Source organism: Salinibacterium sp. SWN139, assembly GCF_015864625.1.
Classification (GTDB): Bacteria; Actinomycetota; Actinomycetes; order Actinomycetales; family Microbacteriaceae; genus Rhodoglobus.
The window spans coordinates 855,542-870,749 of record NZ_JADYWV010000001.1 but is presented as its reverse complement, the minus strand read 5'-3'; the positions used below and the strand labels follow the sequence as shown (position 1 = coordinate 870,749).

General features: G+C 61.3%; 15 protein-coding genes. 8 read left to right on the top strand and 7 right to left on the bottom strand.

Going from position 1 to position 15,208, the window contains the following annotated elements:
* Positions 1–2: 2 nt before the first annotated feature.
* The gene (locus I6E74_RS04145) at positions 3–1,004 is read right to left on the bottom strand and encodes a glycerophosphodiester phosphodiesterase family protein (protein WP_197123209.1); all 1,002 of its coding nucleotides are present in this window, start codon (positions 1,002–1,004) and stop codon (positions 3–5) included.
* 171 nt (positions 1,005–1,175) lie between these two features.
* Here I6E74_RS04145 and I6E74_RS04140 point away from each other — a divergent pair, with 171 nt between their 5' ends.
* The 3 genes from I6E74_RS04140 (at position 1,176) to I6E74_RS04130 (ending at position 2,752) form a co-directional block, all read left to right on the top strand.
* The gene (locus tag I6E74_RS04140) at positions 1,176–1,370 is read left to right on the top strand and encodes a DUF4190 domain-containing protein (RefSeq protein ID WP_197123207.1); all 195 of its coding nucleotides are present in this window, start codon (positions 1,176–1,178) and stop codon (positions 1,368–1,370) included.
* Positions 1,360–1,869 (top strand): hypothetical protein, encoded by a 510-nt coding sequence (locus I6E74_RS04135; RefSeq protein WP_197123205.1) that lies wholly within the window; start codon positions 1,360–1,362, stop codon positions 1,867–1,869. Before I6E74_RS04140 ends, I6E74_RS04135 begins: the two co-directional genes overlap by 11 nt.
* 79 nt (positions 1,870–1,948) lie before the next feature.
* Positions 1,949–2,752 (top strand): Bax inhibitor-1/YccA family protein, encoded by an 804-nt coding sequence (locus tag I6E74_RS04130; protein WP_197123203.1) that lies wholly within the window; start codon positions 1,949–1,951, stop codon positions 2,750–2,752.
* 75 nt (positions 2,753–2,827) lie between these two features.
* Here the strand turns inward: I6E74_RS04130 and guaA are convergent, their stop codons facing one another.
* The 5 genes from guaA to I6E74_RS04105 are packed head-to-tail and all read right to left on the bottom strand — an operon-like array spanning position 2,828 to position 8,581.
* Positions 2,828–4,423, bottom strand: coding sequence for a glutamine-hydrolyzing GMP synthase (gene guaA, locus I6E74_RS04125; RefSeq protein WP_197106399.1), 1,596 nt, complete (start codon positions 4,421–4,423; stop codon positions 2,828–2,830).
* Complete coding sequence (locus I6E74_RS04120; protein ID WP_197123201.1) at positions 4,420–4,878, bottom strand: DUF3817 domain-containing protein; 459 nt, start codon at positions 4,876–4,878, stop codon at positions 4,420–4,422. Before I6E74_RS04120 ends, guaA begins: the two co-directional genes overlap by 4 nt.
* Positions 4,879–4,882: 4 nt before the next feature.
* Entirely contained in the window at positions 4,883–5,695 is an 813-nt protein-coding gene (locus tag I6E74_RS04115) for an SURF1 family cytochrome oxidase biogenesis protein (RefSeq protein WP_307784373.1), read from the bottom strand.
* Complete coding sequence (locus I6E74_RS04110; protein WP_197123199.1) at positions 5,692–7,419, bottom strand: glycerol-3-phosphate dehydrogenase/oxidase; 1,728 nt, start codon at positions 7,417–7,419, stop codon at positions 5,692–5,694. Before I6E74_RS04110 ends, I6E74_RS04115 begins: the two co-directional genes overlap by 4 nt.
* Before the next feature lie 40 nt (positions 7,420–7,459).
* Positions 7,460–8,581, bottom strand: a complete 1,122-nt coding sequence (locus I6E74_RS04105; RefSeq protein WP_197123197.1) for a GuaB3 family IMP dehydrogenase-related protein — start codon at positions 8,579–8,581, stop codon at positions 7,460–7,462.
* Positions 8,582–8,705: 124 nt separating this feature from the next.
* On the opposite strand from I6E74_RS04105, the gene I6E74_RS04100 reads away from it, so the two are divergent.
* The 3 genes from I6E74_RS04100 to I6E74_RS04090 are packed head-to-tail and all read left to right on the top strand — an operon-like array spanning position 8,706 to position 11,063.
* A complete protein-coding gene (locus tag I6E74_RS04100; RefSeq protein WP_197123195.1) occupies positions 8,706–9,350 on the top strand; it encodes a TetR family transcriptional regulator in 645 nt (214 codons plus the stop codon).
* A complete protein-coding gene (locus I6E74_RS04095) occupies positions 9,334–10,248 on the top strand; it encodes an ABC transporter ATP-binding protein (RefSeq protein ID WP_197123192.1) in 915 nt (304 codons plus the stop codon). Before I6E74_RS04100 ends, I6E74_RS04095 begins: the two co-directional genes overlap by 17 nt.
* Positions 10,245–11,063 carry an ABC transporter permease subunit gene (locus I6E74_RS04090; RefSeq protein ID WP_197123190.1) on the top strand — a complete coding sequence of 273 codons (819 nt, stop codon included), beginning with the start codon at positions 10,245–10,247 and terminating at the stop codon, positions 11,061–11,063. Before I6E74_RS04095 ends, I6E74_RS04090 begins: the two co-directional genes overlap by 4 nt.
* 88 nt (positions 11,064–11,151) lie before the next feature.
* Here I6E74_RS04090 and guaB read toward each other — a convergent pair whose 3' ends face one another.
* Positions 11,152–12,654, bottom strand: coding sequence for an IMP dehydrogenase (gene guaB, locus I6E74_RS04085; RefSeq protein WP_197123188.1), 1,503 nt, complete (start codon positions 12,652–12,654; stop codon positions 11,152–11,154).
* Positions 12,655–12,934: 280 nt separating this feature from the next.
* Here guaB and I6E74_RS04080 point away from each other — a divergent pair, with 280 nt between their 5' ends.
* Together I6E74_RS04080 and I6E74_RS04075 are read left to right on the top strand one after the other, a co-directional pair.
* Positions 12,935–14,215: a branched-chain amino acid ABC transporter permease gene (locus I6E74_RS04080; RefSeq protein ID WP_197123186.1), complete on the top strand. Its 1,281-nt coding sequence runs from the start codon at positions 12,935–12,937 to the stop codon at positions 14,213–14,215.
* Between the two features lie 9 nt (positions 14,216–14,224).
* Positions 14,225–15,205, top strand: coding sequence for a branched-chain amino acid ABC transporter permease (locus tag I6E74_RS04075; RefSeq protein ID WP_197123184.1), 981 nt, complete (start codon positions 14,225–14,227; stop codon positions 15,203–15,205).
* Positions 15,206–15,208 lie beyond the last annotated feature (3 nt).

Below are 15,208 nucleotides of genomic sequence, written 5' to 3'. Positions count from 1 at the left end.
CTCTACCCGCGCGCGCTGACGGCGAGGTCGGGTTGGTCCGCGAAGACGCCATCGAGACCGGAATCGATGAGCATCCGAAACTCCGCACGCCAATCTCCGTGCTGCTCGGGCTGCGTGCTCGAACGCAAGTTCTTCGGCAAGAAGCGGTTCTCAGCCCGCAGAGTCCAGCAGAAGACGAGCAGTCCGACCGCATGGGCGCGGTCGACGAGGTCGTTAGTGCCGGTGAGATTACCAGCGAGGTCTTTCACCATCAGCATCTTCTTATCGACACTGATTCCGTCGACTTCGCGTGCCAACTGTGCAAGGCCATCAGCGGTGAGATGGTCGGCGTAGCTCCGCGCTTTCGTACCAAAGCGGGCAATCAAATCTGACGGCGCCCCACTCGACTCGAGCAAGAACACGAGCTGGCCCGGAACCCCACACTCCCGGATGCGGTGCAGCACGCTCTGCTCGAATGATTCGATGATGAGATTGTCGGCCGTCGCCCACCCACTCACGTCGCGGGCGAAAAGCTCGTCAAGCGGCAGCCCGATCGACGCGAAGTAGCTCGCATGCTTGATCTCGGCGACGATCTTCAGCGGGCGACGCGCAGCCTCCGGATGCTGGTCCACGATCTCGAGCAGGTCGCTCAATCGCAGAATGGGCGAAACATCGTTGTGGGCGGTGCTCGCCTGCCGCACCTCGGGCAAGCGTTCACGAGCGTGCAGCGTGCTGAGTTCCTCCCACGTGAAGTCTTCGGTAAACCAGCCCGTCATCGCGGTGCCGTCGATCGTCTTTGACGTGCGCCGGTCAGCAAACTCGGGATGCTCCGCCACGTCCGTCGTGCCCGAAATCTCGTTCTCGTGACGCAACACCAGCACGCCATCGCGGGTCGCCACGATGTCGGGTTCGACAGCATCCGCCCCCAGGGTGAAAGCGAGTTCGTAGGCGGATCGAGTGTGTTCTGGGCGGTATCCGCTTGCCCCGCGGTGCCCGATCACAAGCGGGCGAATGGTGGTGCTCATTGGGTCAAGAATATGCGTTACGCGACCAACCACTAATATTTAGTTATGCCCGAATGTTCGTCATGCGCTGCAGCAGTGCAACCGGAGTGGAAATTCTGCATTTATTGCGGAGAACCCACGTCTGCTGATGCTGCCCGCCCGGCGCCGCTGGCAGCAAAACGAACGAGTCCTTTGGCTATTCTCGCGCTCATTTTGGCCGCGATTGGCGGGCCTCCCGCACTGATTTTTGGCCACTTGGCGCTTCGGCAGATCAAAGAGACGGGCGAACGCGGCAAAGCCATGGCAATCATTGCCACGGCGCTGGGTTATGTGTGGTTAGTCGTGTGGGCAATTCTGTTGTACTCGCTGCTCACCAATGGTCGCTAAGCCGCCAACACGCACGCGGTTCCGGGAGCCAACCCGGCGCCTTCCCCTGCGGTGGGGCAACTACGCCGACCGCTACTACACGGGGTTGGTGCTCATCATCGCGGGCGCCATGCACCTGCAGGGAGCCAACAACTACACGCTCATCATCTTGCTCATCGGCACCACATCGACGGTCGTCGGGTACTCGATCATGCCCGCCAAAGGGTGGCGACGGATGATCGTGGCCCTGCCAGCGGTCACCCAAATCTGGCTCATGCTCACGGGCCCGATGTCGATGTGGACCCTCGTGATCCCGCTGCTGTGCTGGCTCATCGTGCGACACCGACCGCTCATCTCGTATCTCGCGCTTGCCCTCCCGATTGCCAACGGCATCATCCTTCCGCAGTTCTATCAGGAATACTCGCAAATGCCTCAGGCACTCGCCATTTCTTTCGTCGTGCTCGTGGCGGCAGCATGGCTTGCTCGGCTGATCGCTGTCAGCGCAGCCGCCCGACGCTAAAACGCGGCATTTCTCAGCGAACTCCGGTAGTTTTGGGGGTGCGTCACAAACGTGTGACACCACACCAACCAGAGGAATCATGGCACTCAATAACCCCGCTTTCTCCCGCGATGCTGCATTCAGCTCGCGCGGCGGAATCGCCGTCGCGAACCAGGTCTCCAACCAGCAGCTCAACGACATGTACAACCAGGAGTCGGCTCCCGCCTCCGGTGATGTCATGACCGTTGAAGACACCATTGCCAAGACTGTAGGGGCCTTCGCGCTTCTTGTCGTCGGCGCTGGCCTCAGCTGGATGCTCGTTCCCGCATTTCCCCTTCTGTGGATCGGTGCAGGCCTCATCGGCTTCGTGCTGGCCCTCGTCAACATCTTCAAGAAGCAGCCATCCGGCGCTCTTGTTCTGACCTACGCGGCCTTCGAAGGTCTCTTCGTCGGCGGCATCTCGCGCGTATTCGAAAACGCGTATGGCGGAGTCGTCTCGCAGGCTGTTATCGCCACCGTCGTTGTCGTGGGCGTCACGCTCGCGCTCTTCGCGAGTGGCAAGATCCGCGCGTCGAAGAAGGCCACCAAGGTCTTCATGATTGCGATGATCGGTTACGTTGTCTTCTCGCTCGTGAACTTCGTCATGATGATCACCGGCGCTACCGACAATGCGTTCGGCCTCCGCAGCGAGACCATCTTCGGCATCCCCTTCGGTCTCATCTTGGGCGTGCTCGTCGTCATCATGGCCGCGTACTCCCTCGTGCTCGACTTCGACTTTATCCAGCGAGGTGCCAACAATCGCGCACCCCGCGCGTTCGGCTGGAAGGGTGCCTTCGGCATCATGGTCACCGTCATCTGGCTCTACCTCGAACTGCTGCGCATGTTCGCCATCAGCCGCGACTAGCAGCACCACTCAGCAACGACAAAGCCCCCGTCACCTCGGCATTAGCCGGGTGACGGGGGCTTTGTTGTTAAAGCGCTATTCCCACTCGATGGTTCCCGGTGGCTTCGACGTGACGTCGAGCACCACGCGGTTGACCCCGTCCACCTCGTTGGTGATGCGGTTAGAAATCTTGGCGAGCACGTCGTACGGCAGGCGCGTCCAGTCGGCGGTCATCGCGTCTTCCGACGAGACGGGGCGCAACACGATCGGGTGACCGTAAGTGCGACCATCGCCCTGCACGCCGACCGAGCGCACGTCAGCAAGAAGCACGACGGGGCACTGCCAGATCGTGTCATCCAGACCAGCGGCGGTCAGCTCGGCGCGAGCAATCGCGTCAGCCTTGCGCAACAACTCGAGACGATCGTGCGTGACCTCACCAATAATGCGGATGCCGAGGCCGGGGCCAGGGAACGGCTGGCGGCCCACAATGACCTCCGGCAAGCCCAGCTCGCGACCGATCGCGCGCACCTCATCTTTGAACAGGGTGCGCAGCGGTTCGACAAGCTCGAACTGCAAGTCTTCGGGGAGTCCGCCGACGTTGTGGTGGCTCTTGATGTTGGCGGTGCCGGTTCCTCCGCCACTTTCGACGACATCCGGGTAGAGCGTTCCCTGCACGAGGAACTTGACGGTGTCTTCGCTGCCCTTCGTTTCAAGCACGAGGGCTTCTGCTGCGTTTTCAAAGCTGCGGATGAACTCGCGGCCGATGATCTTGCGTTTTGTTTCGGGGTCAGTGACTCCGGCGAGAGCATCCATGAACTGGTCAACGGCATCAACGGTGACGAGACGCACACCGGTCGAGGCAACGTAATCTTCTTCAACTTGGCGGCGCTCATCCTGACGCAGCAGACCGTGGTCAACAAAGATACAAACGAGTTGATCGCCGACAGCTTCGTGCACGATCGCGGCGGCAACAGCGGAATCGACGCCACCAGAGAGACCACAAATGACCTTGGCCGAGCCAACTTGCTCGCGAATGCGCGCAACCTGCTCAGCAATAACGTTGCCGCTGTTCCAGTCGGCGGGGATGCCCGCAGCATCGTGCAAGAAGTTCTCAAGCAAGTCTTGACCGTGTGTCGAGTGCTTGACCTCGGGGTGCCACTGCACTCCATACAGGCCGCGCTCAACGCTGGAGAATGCGGCGACCGGAGTCGCCTCGCTGCTCGCCAACACGGCAAAGCCTTCTGGCGCTTCGGTCACAGCATCGCCGTGGCTCATCCAGACGGTCTGCTCCGACGGCTGATCGCCCAAGAGGTTTCCGCCACCGCCCTGAACAGTCATGTCGGTAGCGCCGTATTCGCGCAGCCCCGTCTTGGCAACGGTGCCGCCGAGCTGACGGGCCATCACCTGGAAGCCGTAGCAAATACCAAAAACGGGAACACCGAGCTTGAGGATGCCGGGGTCGAGGTCGGGCGAGCCAGGCTCGTAGACGCTCGACGGGCCACCACTCAGCACGATGCCAGCCGGGTTCTTGGCGGCGATCTCCGCTGCGGTGATGGTGTGAGGAACAATCTCGCTGTAGACGTTCGCCTCACGCACGCGACGTGCGATCAGTTGCGCGTATTGGGCGCCGAAGTCGACGACAAGAACGGGGCGTGCATTCGTGTCTGCGGATGTGGCCGTGGAGTCGGTCATGCAGTTGCCTTTGCGGAGTCAGTGCCGGCCGCTTTCGCAGCAGCAGCGGATTCGAGTTGTGCGATCTTCGCCTCAACGAGGCGCGGTACCTGACGTTCGAGGAAGAACGACAGAAAAGGGATGACACCGCCGAGGGCGATGTAGAGGAAGCGCAAGAACGAGTAGCGCGTGAGGCGCCACAGGATGAAGTCTGCGGCAACGTAAAAGACGTAGAGCCAGCCGTGGACGATGAGGATAATCGTCGACACGTTGATGCCCTGCACGAGAATCTTGGGCGTCAACGTGAGGAAGCCCGCGGGGCCGTTCAGCTCGATGTCGCCGCCCAGTCCGTAGCGGAAGATCATCATGAGGCACAGCACAAGCAGGAAGGTTCCGGTGACGATCGACGACACCTTGTAGAACGAAAGCGTGCGACGAATGCTGGGAATATCTGAAAGCCGGGGACCGAGAGCCATGGCTCTAGTCTACGGCCGCGTCGGAGCTGCGAGCTTCGCGCTCCTCTTCCCATACATCCCGCACGAGGCGGAACCAGAGGAAGACGGCGAATCCCGCGAACACAACCCATTCCACGGCGTAGAACACATTGAGCAGGTTGAGTGAAACCTCGGTCGATGGGGGCGGAGCGTCAATTGCGACCAAGCCAGCCGGGGATTCGAAACTGATGACGTAGCCGCCGTAAGTTCCCGCCGGAACTTCTGCCCACAGGTTCACGAGTTCGGAAACCGCGAGGGCGCTGCGCTCCCCCTCTTCGAAGTCCGACTGTTGCGGTGACTCGGTCGGCAGCAACCGTCCGGTCAGCGTCACCGGCCCCGTCATCGTATCCAAATCTGCGATAGCGGATGCCGCAGCATCCGCCGACTCGGCCCAGCCCAACGCGATGGCAATACTCGCACCACTCGGTTCGACTCCATGAGCGACGACCCAGTAGCCAATGCCTTCGCTGTCGTTGCTACGGTCGGAGAGGATGACGTAGTCGCCCGCAATCAGGTCTGCCGTAAGTGTGACCGTTTGACCGGTTGTGAGGTACGACAGCGGCTCTTGAGCAGTAGCGACCGAATCGAGTTCGACTGCTGTTTCGCTTTGCTGCTCGGTGATCTCGCCACCTTCGAGGCTGCGGCTGAGCTGCCACTGGCCAAGCGCCGCGAAACTGGCGGCAATGGCGAGGGCCAAGACGAGGGCGCCAATCCAGCGCGGGCGTCGTGCGATTTCCCACATCGTCGCCGGCTCAGTGTCGGGGACCGACTTGCTTAGGGGGGAATTGCTCGTACTCACTCGCTAACAATATCTGGTGATTCGAGGCGAACCCTGTCAGCCGACTCATCATCGGGCTGCTTCTGGCTGGCCAGCTCGGCTTCGACTCGCTGGAGGTAGCGCTCGATCTCCGTGTGAGTGCGAGCTTCGTCCCAGCCCAGCACGCCAGCCATGAGCTGTGCCGCCAGCGGCGCCGCGGACACTCCGCGATCCCATGCCTCAATCGATATACGAGTGCGGCGAGCCAGCGCGTCGTCCAGATGAAGGGCACCTTCAGCACTCGTGGCGTAGACGATCTCGGCCGCGATGTAGTCGTCGGCGCCCGGAAGAGCTTCGGCCAGGCTCGGCGTCGCGCGCACCAGCTCAAGCACCTCGGTGGCGAGCACCCCGTAGCGGTTCAGCAGATGTTCGACGCGCGACTTGTGCACGTCGTAGGTGCGCGCGAGAGCCGCTCGCTTGTTCCACGCGGCGCGGTAGCCTTCGGCTCCGAGGAGCGCGACGTCTTCAGTGATGCTCGGTGAGATCTTGCCGTCGAGAGCGTCGACCGCGGCATCCACGGCATCCTTCGCCATGATGCGGTAGGTGGTCCATTTGCCGCCGGCGACGACGACCAGACCGGGGACGCTGTGCGTGACGATGTGTTCCCGGCTGAGCTTCGAGGTGAGATCCGACTCCCCCGCGAGCAGTGGGCGCAGGCCAGCGTAGACGCCTTCGACATCGTCACGGGTCAGCGGAACAGCCAGCACTTTATTGACGTGGGCCAGCAAATAGTCGATATCGGCCGCCGTAGCAGCGGGGTGCGCCTTGTCGAGATCCCAGTCAGTGTCGGTGGTGCCGATGAGCCAATGACGACCCCACGGAATCACAAACAGCACGCTCTTCTCGGTGCGCAGCAGCAGCCCCAGCTTCGACTGAAAACGATCGCGCGGCACCACGAGGTGCACACCCTTGGAGGCTCTAACCTTGAACTGACCGCGCGTTCCCACCATCGCCTGAGTGTCGTCGGTCCACACTCCGGTGGCGTTAACGACTTGCTTGGCGCGAATTTCAAACTTTTCACCGGTCTCGAGATCGTGCGCCAGCACACCGACTACACGCTCGCCCACCTTCACGAAATCTTCGACCCGCACGCGGTTCGCAACGTGAGCGCCGTAGAAGCTGGCGGTGCGCGCGAGAGTCGACACGTAGCGGGCATCGTCAACTTGAGCGTCGTAGTAGGTGAGCCCACCGCGAAAGGCGTCGCCTCGCAAGCTCGGTGCCGCCCGCAGCATCTGCCCGCGCGTGAGGTGCCGGTGATGAGGCACTCCTGGCGGTCGACCGCCGGTATAACTGAGAAGGTCGTAGAGCAACATTCCCGCACCGATATATAGCCGTTCGATAACAGGCTTCGTCACGGGGTAGAGAAAGCGCACGGGCTTCACCAGATGAGGCGCAAGCCGCTGCAAGAGCAAGCCACGTTCCTTGAGCGCTTCGCGCACGAGTCGAAAATCGAGTTGTTCCAGATAGCGGATGCCGCCGTGTACGAGCTTCGATGACCGACTCGACGTGCCTGAGGCCCAGTCCCGCGCCTCGACCATGCCGACGTTCAGGCCGCGCGTCACGGCATCCAAGGCGCTGCCGGTGCCGACAATGCCGCCACCGATCACGAGAATGTCGAGTTCAGCGTCGCGCAGTGCCGCAATGGCGGCGGTGCGTTGTTCGGCGCTCAGCGGCGCTGTCGGGGCAATCGATCGGGGCTTGACCATTGTTTTCCTCCAGCGCCAGATGACGTGAACGTGGGTTTAGCTACAGCGGATTGTACGGAGCAACAACAACATCGACCCGTTGGAATTCCTTGAGGTCGGAGTAGCCGGTGGTGGCCATCGAGCGACGCAGCGCACCGATGAGGTTCGACTGACCGTTCGGGTGTGACGAGGGGCCGTTGAGGATTTCTGCGAGAGGAGCAAGCTGCCCAACTTCGACACGGTTTCCGCGGGGAAGTTCAGAGTGGTGCGCTTCTTGACCCCAGTGGTAACCGCCACCAGGCGCCTCGGTGGCGCGAGCGAGAGCGGTACCGAGCATGACGGCATCCGCACCAACAGAGATTGCTTTAACGATGTCGCCACTGGTACCCAGACCACCATCGGCGATCACGTGCACATAGCGGCCGCCCGACTCGTCCATGTAGTCGCGGCGAGCGCCGGCAACATCGGCAACAGCGGTTGCCATGGGAGCGTGGATGCCGAGGGCAGTGCGCGTGGTGCTGGAGGCTCCGCCGCCGAATCCCACGAGTACGCCAGCGGCGCCGGTGCGCATGAGGTGCAGAGCCGCGGTGTAGGTTGCGGCGCCTCCCACGATCACGGGAACGTCGAGTTCATAAATGAACTCCTTGAGGTTGAGCGGCTCAGTCGTCTTGGAGACGTGCTCGGCACTCACGGTTGTGCCGCGGATGACGAACAGGTCGACTCCGGCATCAACCACAGTTTGATACAGCTCTTGAGTGCGCTGCGGGCTCAGGGCGCCGGCAACGGGCACTCCGGCTTCCCGGATTTCCGCGAGACGCTGCGTGACGAGCTCGGGCTTGATCGGCTCGGCGTACAGCTGTTGCATGCGCGCGGTCGCCTGGTCGGCGGGCAGCGAACGAATTTCTTCGAGAACGGGTTCGGGGTTTTCGTAGCGAGTCCAGAGACCTTCGAGGTCGAGAACACCGAGGCCGCCGAGCTTTCCCATGGCGATCGCGGTCGCCGGCGACACCACGGAGTCCATGGGGGCTGCGATCACGGGGATGTCGAACGTGTAGGCGTCAATCGTCCAGCTCACCGACACATCACGAGGGTCACGCGTGCGGCGCGACGGCACGATAGCGATGTCATCAAAGGAGTAGACGCGGCGAGCGCGCTTGGCGCGGCCAATCTCGAAATCATTCACCCGTCAAGACTACCCGGCCAGCGATTGTGAGACACCGCTGCTGCGGGGAGCCGCCCATTTAGTGGAAGAGCGCGTGGGACACGCACGATTGACAACAATTGAACAAGCGTTTAGTTTGTTAAACATGCGTTCAAGATCGGATGATTCCACCACGAAGGCTCGCATCCGCGACGCCGCAATCCGGCTCATCGGACAGAACGGGTTTGCCGCGACGAGCGCCCGTGGTGTCGCGACCGAAGCCGGAGTGAGTGCTGGCCTTGTCATCCACCACTTTGGAAGCATGCGCGAGCTCAAGGTCGCGTGTGACGATTTCATCATCACCGAGGTCACCCACCGCAAAGTCGGGATGGGCGAAGGCGACGTGAGCGCGGCAGTGAGCGAGTGGTACGCCGATCTGCCCACCTTCGAGCCCTGGCTTATCTACCTGGGCCGCCTCTTCACCGACGACTCAGTTGCCGGGGCAGACCTGTTCGACCGCCTCGTCGCCATGTCCCACACCATGCTCGCTGACGGAGTGGCGAGCGGAGCCATCACGCCCAGCGCCGACGAGCACGCGCGCGCCGTGCTACTCGTTACCCACAGCCTGTCGAGCCTCACTCTGCAAAGCCACATCGCCCGCAGTCTCGGCAGCAGCCAACTCAGCCTCGACAGCCTCAGCCGCATGGGCAATGCCGCCCTCGAGCTCTATACCCACGGCATCTACACCCCCTCAACGATTCCCTCCCAGGAAGGACCAGGCTCCGGCCCCACCCATGACTTACGCCATTGAAACTCAGGCGCTGACCAAGCGTTACGGCAAAAACACTGCCCTCGACGGCTTGGATCTCGCCGTGGAAACCGGCAGCGTATTCGGCATGATCGGCCCTAACGGTGCCGGCAAGACGACCGCGATGCGGCTACTGCTCGACATCATTCGCCCCACCTCGGGCAGTGCCACCGTGCTCGGCCAGTCCCCCATCACCGGCGGTGCTGCACTGCGCCGTGACATCGGATTCCTGCCGGGCGAACTACTCCTTGAGGGCCGCGTCACTGGCCGCTCGCTGCTCAAGCACTACGCCGAAATCAGCGGCCCTGTAGCGCCCGGCCGCATCGATTCGCTCGCTGAGCGGTTGGGGCTCGACCTCACCCGCCACGTGCGCACGCTCTCCAAAGGCAACAAGCAGAAGCTGGGGCTCGTGCAGGCCTTCATGCACGAGCCGAAACTTCTCGTGCTCGACGAACCAACAAGCGGCCTCGACCCTCTGGTGCAACAAGAGTTCCTCTCGATGGTGCGCGAAGCTCAACACAATGGTCAGACAGTGTTCCTCAGCTCTCACGTCTTGAGCGAGATCCAGAACGCTGCCGATCAGGTTGCGGTACTCCGCAACGGCACCGTGGTGAAAGTGGGCGACGTCGCCAGCCTGCGCGCGAGCGCCATCCGCCGCGTTGTCATTGACTTCACGGATGCCGCAGCCGACGACATCCGCACTGCCCTGCTTGCCCTGCCGCAACTGGCTAACCTCACCGTCGCTGATGGCGAGGTGATTCAGGTCACCGGCACGGTCGAGGGACACATCGACGCCCTCGTCAAGGCGATCGCCCCCTTCCACGTGGTCGATCTGCGGGTGGAAGAGCAAGATCTCGAATCGTCGGTTATCGACCTCTACTCGAATGAGGCGAACAAATGAGTCAGAGCATGACCGGGCGCTTTCTGCCCCTCACTCGGCGCAACCTTGCCGACTCATGGCGAGGCCTACTCGGCTGGACGGCCGGCGTCACGGGAGCGATTTTTCTCTATGTGCCGCTGTATTCCTCGTTCTCGGGAGACAACGCGGGCTTCGAAGACATCATTGCCTCGCTGCCGGATGGACTCGCGAGCACTCTTGGTTTCCAAGACCTCGCCAGCGGCGCCGGCTACGTGCAGGCGACGTACCTTGGCCTCATCGGGTTCGTGCTCTTCACGATTGCCGCCACCCTGTGGAGCTCGGCGGCGATCGCGGGCGATGAGGAGTCGGGTTCGCTCGAACTCACTCTCGCCCATGGGGTTTCCCGCGTGCAGATTATGGTCGAGCGTAGCCTCGGAGTAATCCTGCGCCTGCTGTGGTTGAGCATCGTTTCGGCGCTGCTGATTCTCGCGCTCAACGATTCCTCGGGGATCGACCTTGAGCCTGCCCATGTGATCGGCGGATGCGCGGCGCTGTTCGGTGTGGGAGTGCTCGCGGCCAGCTTTGGTCTCGCTGTCGGCGCCATCACCGGTCGTCGCAGTTTTGCCTCTGCTGCCGCCGCAGGAATCTCCCTGCTCGGGTACATCCTCAACTCACTTGGCAACCAAAGCGCCGGTGTCGAATGGCTGCACAACCTCTCGCCCTACTACTGGGCGTTCGGCAACTCTCCGCTGAGCGAGGGAGCCGACTGGGGTGCCCTCGGGCTCATCTTCGGAATTTCTGCCGTCATGCTCGTTCTCGGTGGGTTCGTCTTCAACCGCCGCGACGTGTCCGCCTAGCCGGGCAGGTCTCGCCCTCCCCAACGCGAAAGGCCTGCTGGAAGCAATCGCTCCAGCAGGCCTTCAGTGTGTTTCGGTCGCGTAGTTTCTAGCGGCGGTAGTTCGGTGCCTCAACGACCATCTGGATGTCGTGGGGGTGCGATTCCTTCAAGCCTGCGGCGGTGATCCGCACAAACTTGCCCTTCTGCTGGAGCTCCTCAATGGTGCGAGCTCCCGTGTAAAACATCGACTGGCGCAGGCCACCGAGCAACTGGTACATCACCGTTGAGACGGGACCGCGATAGGGAACCTGGCCCTCGATACCCTCGGGGATCAGTTGGTCGTCCGACGGGACATCCGCCTGGAAGTAGCGGTCGCGCGAGTATGACGTCTTCTTGCCGCGCGTCTGCATCGCGCCGAGCGAACCCATGCCGCGGTAGCTCTTGAACTGTTTGCCGTTGAGGAAGATGAGGTCGCCGGGGCTTTCGTCGGTTCCGGCGAGCAGCGAACCAAGCATGACAGTCTCAGCACCAGCAACGAGCGCCTTGGCGATGTCGCCCGAGTACTGGAGTCCACCGTCAGCGATCACCGGAATGCCGGCCTCACGAGCGGCGAGTGACGCTTCGTAGACGGCGGTAACCTGGGGCACACCGACGCCAGCAACGACGCGGGTCGTACAAATGGAGCCGGGGCCAACGCCGACCTTGACCGCATCCACCCCTGCGTCAATGAGAGCTTGAGCTCCCGCGCGAGTAGCGACGTTGCCGCCGATGATGTCGATGGCGTCGAACGAGGAATCAGCCTTGAGGCGACGCACGATGTCGATGACGCCAGCGGATTCGCCGTTGGCGGTGTCGACAACGATGAGGTCGACGCCAGCATCGCGCAAACGCTCGGCGCGCTCCCATGCGTCGCCGAAGAAACCGATTGCCGCTCCTACGCGCAGTCGGCCTTCTTCGTCTTTGGTGGCGTTGGGGTACTGGTCGGTCTTTTCGAAGTCTTTGACCGTGATGAGTCCGCTGAGCTTGCCCGCGTCATCAACGAGGGGCAGCTTCTCGATTTTGTGCTTGTTCAAGATCGCGATGGCGCCGTCGCGGTCGATCCCGACCGGAGCTGTAACGAGCGGCAATGTTGTCATGACGTCGCGCACGAGCACGGAATCCATGTCCGCTGGCTCGATGAATCGCATGTCACGGTTCGTGATGATTCCGACGAGCGTTCCGTCTTCTTCAATAACGGGCAAACCCGACACACGGAACTGACCGCACAACGCGTCAACTTCCGCAACAGTGGCCTGTTGCGTAGTTGTTACCGGATTGGTAATCATTCCCGATTCGCTGCGCTTGACCTTGTCGACATAAGCCGCTTGATCGTCGATGGAAAGGTTGCGGTGAAGCACTCCCAGACCACCGTTGCGGGCCATGGCAATCGCCATTCGGGCCTCGGTGACCGTGTCCATGGCCGACGAGATAAGCGGCGAAGATACGCGGATTCTGCGGGTAAGACGTGAACTGGTGTCAGCATCGCTTGGAATTACGTCGGTGTGACCGGGCAAAAGCATTACGTCGTCATAGGTGAGGCCGACGAAGCCGAAGGGGTCTGGTTGTTCCATGTTAAATCTTCCTTACGGCAGGAGCGCGAAACCGGTGATCTTGTGTTAAATCTCCGGCCAATCAATATTAACGGGTTTCGTGCCAGAACATTCCCCCGCATAATGGCTTCACCGCTTTGTACCCGACAAGCATTTGTATGTCGGACCGCAATCGGCCGGTGCCGTCATTGCCGTCGGCACATCAGAACCCGCGGGATTCTTGAGTCCGGCTGGGTCCCTTCCTGGAGGTCCTGTGAACACAGCGGATTATCGCCGCACGCGACGGAAAAATAGACGAGGAGTGCTTGTAGCACTCATCGTCGCACTTTCTGCCGCCTTCTCTCTGATGGCCATGCCTGCAATGGCCGACGAGGTAAACGTCGACGAATACGACAACAGCATCATCGGTAACGTCAAGCTCGAAAGCGTGGCACTAGAGGGTGTACTTCTCACCATCTCTGGCGGCGGCTACGAGGTTGAAGTAGCCACGGATGCTGATGGTCGTTGGAAAGTCGGAGTTCCCGACGGTGACGAATTCACTGTCACCCTCAACGAAGAAACGCTGCCCGAGGGCATTGCGGTAATCGACGAGGTCGGCGACGACGACACCCCCAACGTTAAAGAGGCGATGATCGGCCCGAGTGGCTCGACCGTCATGAACTTCTTTATCGGCCGCGGTGAACGCAACGTCACGAGCTTCTTCGATCAATTCGTTGAACGAATCGTCAATGGCGTGAACTTCGGACTGATGCTCGGCCTCGCTGCCATCGGCATCTCGCTCGTTTACGGAACCACCGGGCTCTCCAACTTTGCGCACGCAGAAATGGTGACCTTCGGTGCGGTGATGGCGCTCATTGTGTCGGTCGACCTCGGTTGGCCTGTCTGGATTGCGATACCGCTCGCCGTACTCCTCAGTGCCGGCTTCGGGTGGTCACTCGATGCCGCGCTCTGGAAACCGCTGCGCAAGAAGGGCGTCGGTATCGTTCAGCTCATGATCGTGTCAATCGGTCTGTCGCTGGCACTTCGCTATACGTTCCAGTACTTCCGTGGAGGAGGAACCGAGCAACTACCCGGCTCCGACTCCCCCGATATCCCGCTCTTCGGATCGGTATCGCTCAGCCAAACCAACATGATCAGCATGGTCATCAGCATCGTCGTGATCGTGATCTTCGCGTGGTGGCTCGTCAAGACCAAGATCGGTAAGGCAACTCGCGCCGTCTCTGACAACCCGTCTCTGGCAGCGGCATCGGGAATCGACGTCGACCAAGTCGTCCGTGTGGTTTGGATCCTCGCTGCCGCCATGGCCGGTCTTGCCGGTGTTCTCTGGGCCTACTTCCGCCCGGGCATCCGTTGGGACATGGGAGCGCAGATCTTGCTGCTCGTGTTTGCCGCAGTCACCCTGGGTGGACTCGGAACAGCATTCGGTGCGCTCGTCGGCTCGATCATCGTCGGCGTTCTTGTTGAGACGTCTAGCCTCTTCATCCCATCAGACCTGAAGTACGTGGGTGCGCTCGGCGTGCTCATCATCGTCTTGTTGTTCAGACCACAAGGCATCTTGGGTCGCAAAGAGAGAATAGGTTAGGGGCCGCTCATGGATATTCTGCAAATTCTCTCCAACACCGGGTCATCACTGATTGCACCGGCAACGATCGGGTATGCCCTTGCGGCGCTCGGTCTCGCCATGCACTTCGGATTCACCGGTTTGCTCAACATGGGTATGGCCGCCTTCATGGCGATCGGCGCCTATGGCTACGCAATCTCGATCCTCACCTTCGGTTTTCCGTGGTGGGGCGGCATGCTCGTCGGTGTCGGTGGCTCGCTTGTCTTCGCCCTGATCCTCGGTATCCCTACCCTGCGACTGCGCGGTGACTATCTCGCCATCGTGACCATTGCGGCCGCCGAGGTTGTGCGTCTGCTGTTCCTGACCACGACATTCGACAAGTACACCGGTTCTGCCGATGGACTGAGCGGATACCACGAGAGCTTCCGTGCGTTCAACCCGATTCCCGATGGCACCTACGGCTTCGGCCCGTGGGAGTACAACGCCAACGGTTGGTGGGTTCGTATCTTCGGAATCACAATTCTGGCGCTTGCTGCCTTCATCCTCTGGGCTGTCATGCGCAGCCCGTGGGGCCGAGTGATCAAGGGAATCCGTGAAGACGAGGATGCCGTGCGCGCCCTCGGCAAGAACGTGTTCTCCTACAAGTTGCAGTCGCTCATGCTCGGTGGTGTCTTCGGCGCCATGGGTGGAATCATTTACGCCCTCCCGGCCTCGGTGAACCCCGGTGTGTACGTCACGTCGCTCACGTTCTTCGTCTATACCGCGTTGCTGCTCGGTGGAGCTGCAACGATCTTCGGACCGATTATCGGTTCGGTGATCTTCTGGGGTGTGCAAACCCTCCTGAGCAACCTGCTTCCCGCCATGGTCAACGTCGGCCTCTTGCCGTTCATGACCACGACGCAGTCGCAGACGGTGCGTTTCATCCTTGTGGGTGTGGCACTGATGTTGCTCGTGATCTATCGACCGCAGGGCATCCTCGGCAACAAGAAGGAGCTGACCTTTGTCAAGTAATGA

Coding starts and splice junctions, on each gene's coding strand:
- I6E74_RS04145 (WP_197123209.1), bottom strand. CDS start 1,004: ATGAGCACCACCATTCGCCCGCTTGTGATCGGGCACCGCGGGGCAAGC.
- I6E74_RS04135 (WP_197123205.1), top strand. CDS start 1,360: ATGGTCGCTAAGCCGCCAACACGCACGCGGTTCCGGGAGCCAACCCGG.
- I6E74_RS04130 (WP_197123203.1), top strand. CDS start 1,949: ATGGCACTCAATAACCCCGCTTTCTCCCGCGATGCTGCATTCAGCTCG.
- guaA (WP_197106399.1), bottom strand. CDS start 4,423: ATGACCGACTCCACGGCCACATCCGCAGACACGAATGCACGCCCCGTT.
- I6E74_RS04120 (WP_197123201.1), bottom strand. CDS start 4,878: ATGGCTCTCGGTCCCCGGCTTTCAGATATTCCCAGCATTCGTCGCACG.
- I6E74_RS04110 (WP_197123199.1), bottom strand. CDS start 7,419: ATGGTCAAGCCCCGATCGATTGCCCCGACAGCGCCGCTGAGCGCCGAA.
- I6E74_RS04100 (WP_197123195.1), top strand. CDS start 8,706: ATGCGTTCAAGATCGGATGATTCCACCACGAAGGCTCGCATCCGCGAC.
- I6E74_RS04095 (WP_197123192.1), top strand. CDS start 9,334: ATGACTTACGCCATTGAAACTCAGGCGCTGACCAAGCGTTACGGCAAA.
- I6E74_RS04090 (WP_197123190.1), top strand. CDS start 10,245: ATGAGTCAGAGCATGACCGGGCGCTTTCTGCCCCTCACTCGGCGCAAC.
- guaB (WP_197123188.1), bottom strand. CDS start 12,654: ATGGAACAACCAGACCCCTTCGGCTTCGTCGGCCTCACCTATGACGAC.
- I6E74_RS04075 (WP_197123184.1), top strand. CDS start 14,225: ATGGATATTCTGCAAATTCTCTCCAACACCGGGTCATCACTGATTGCA.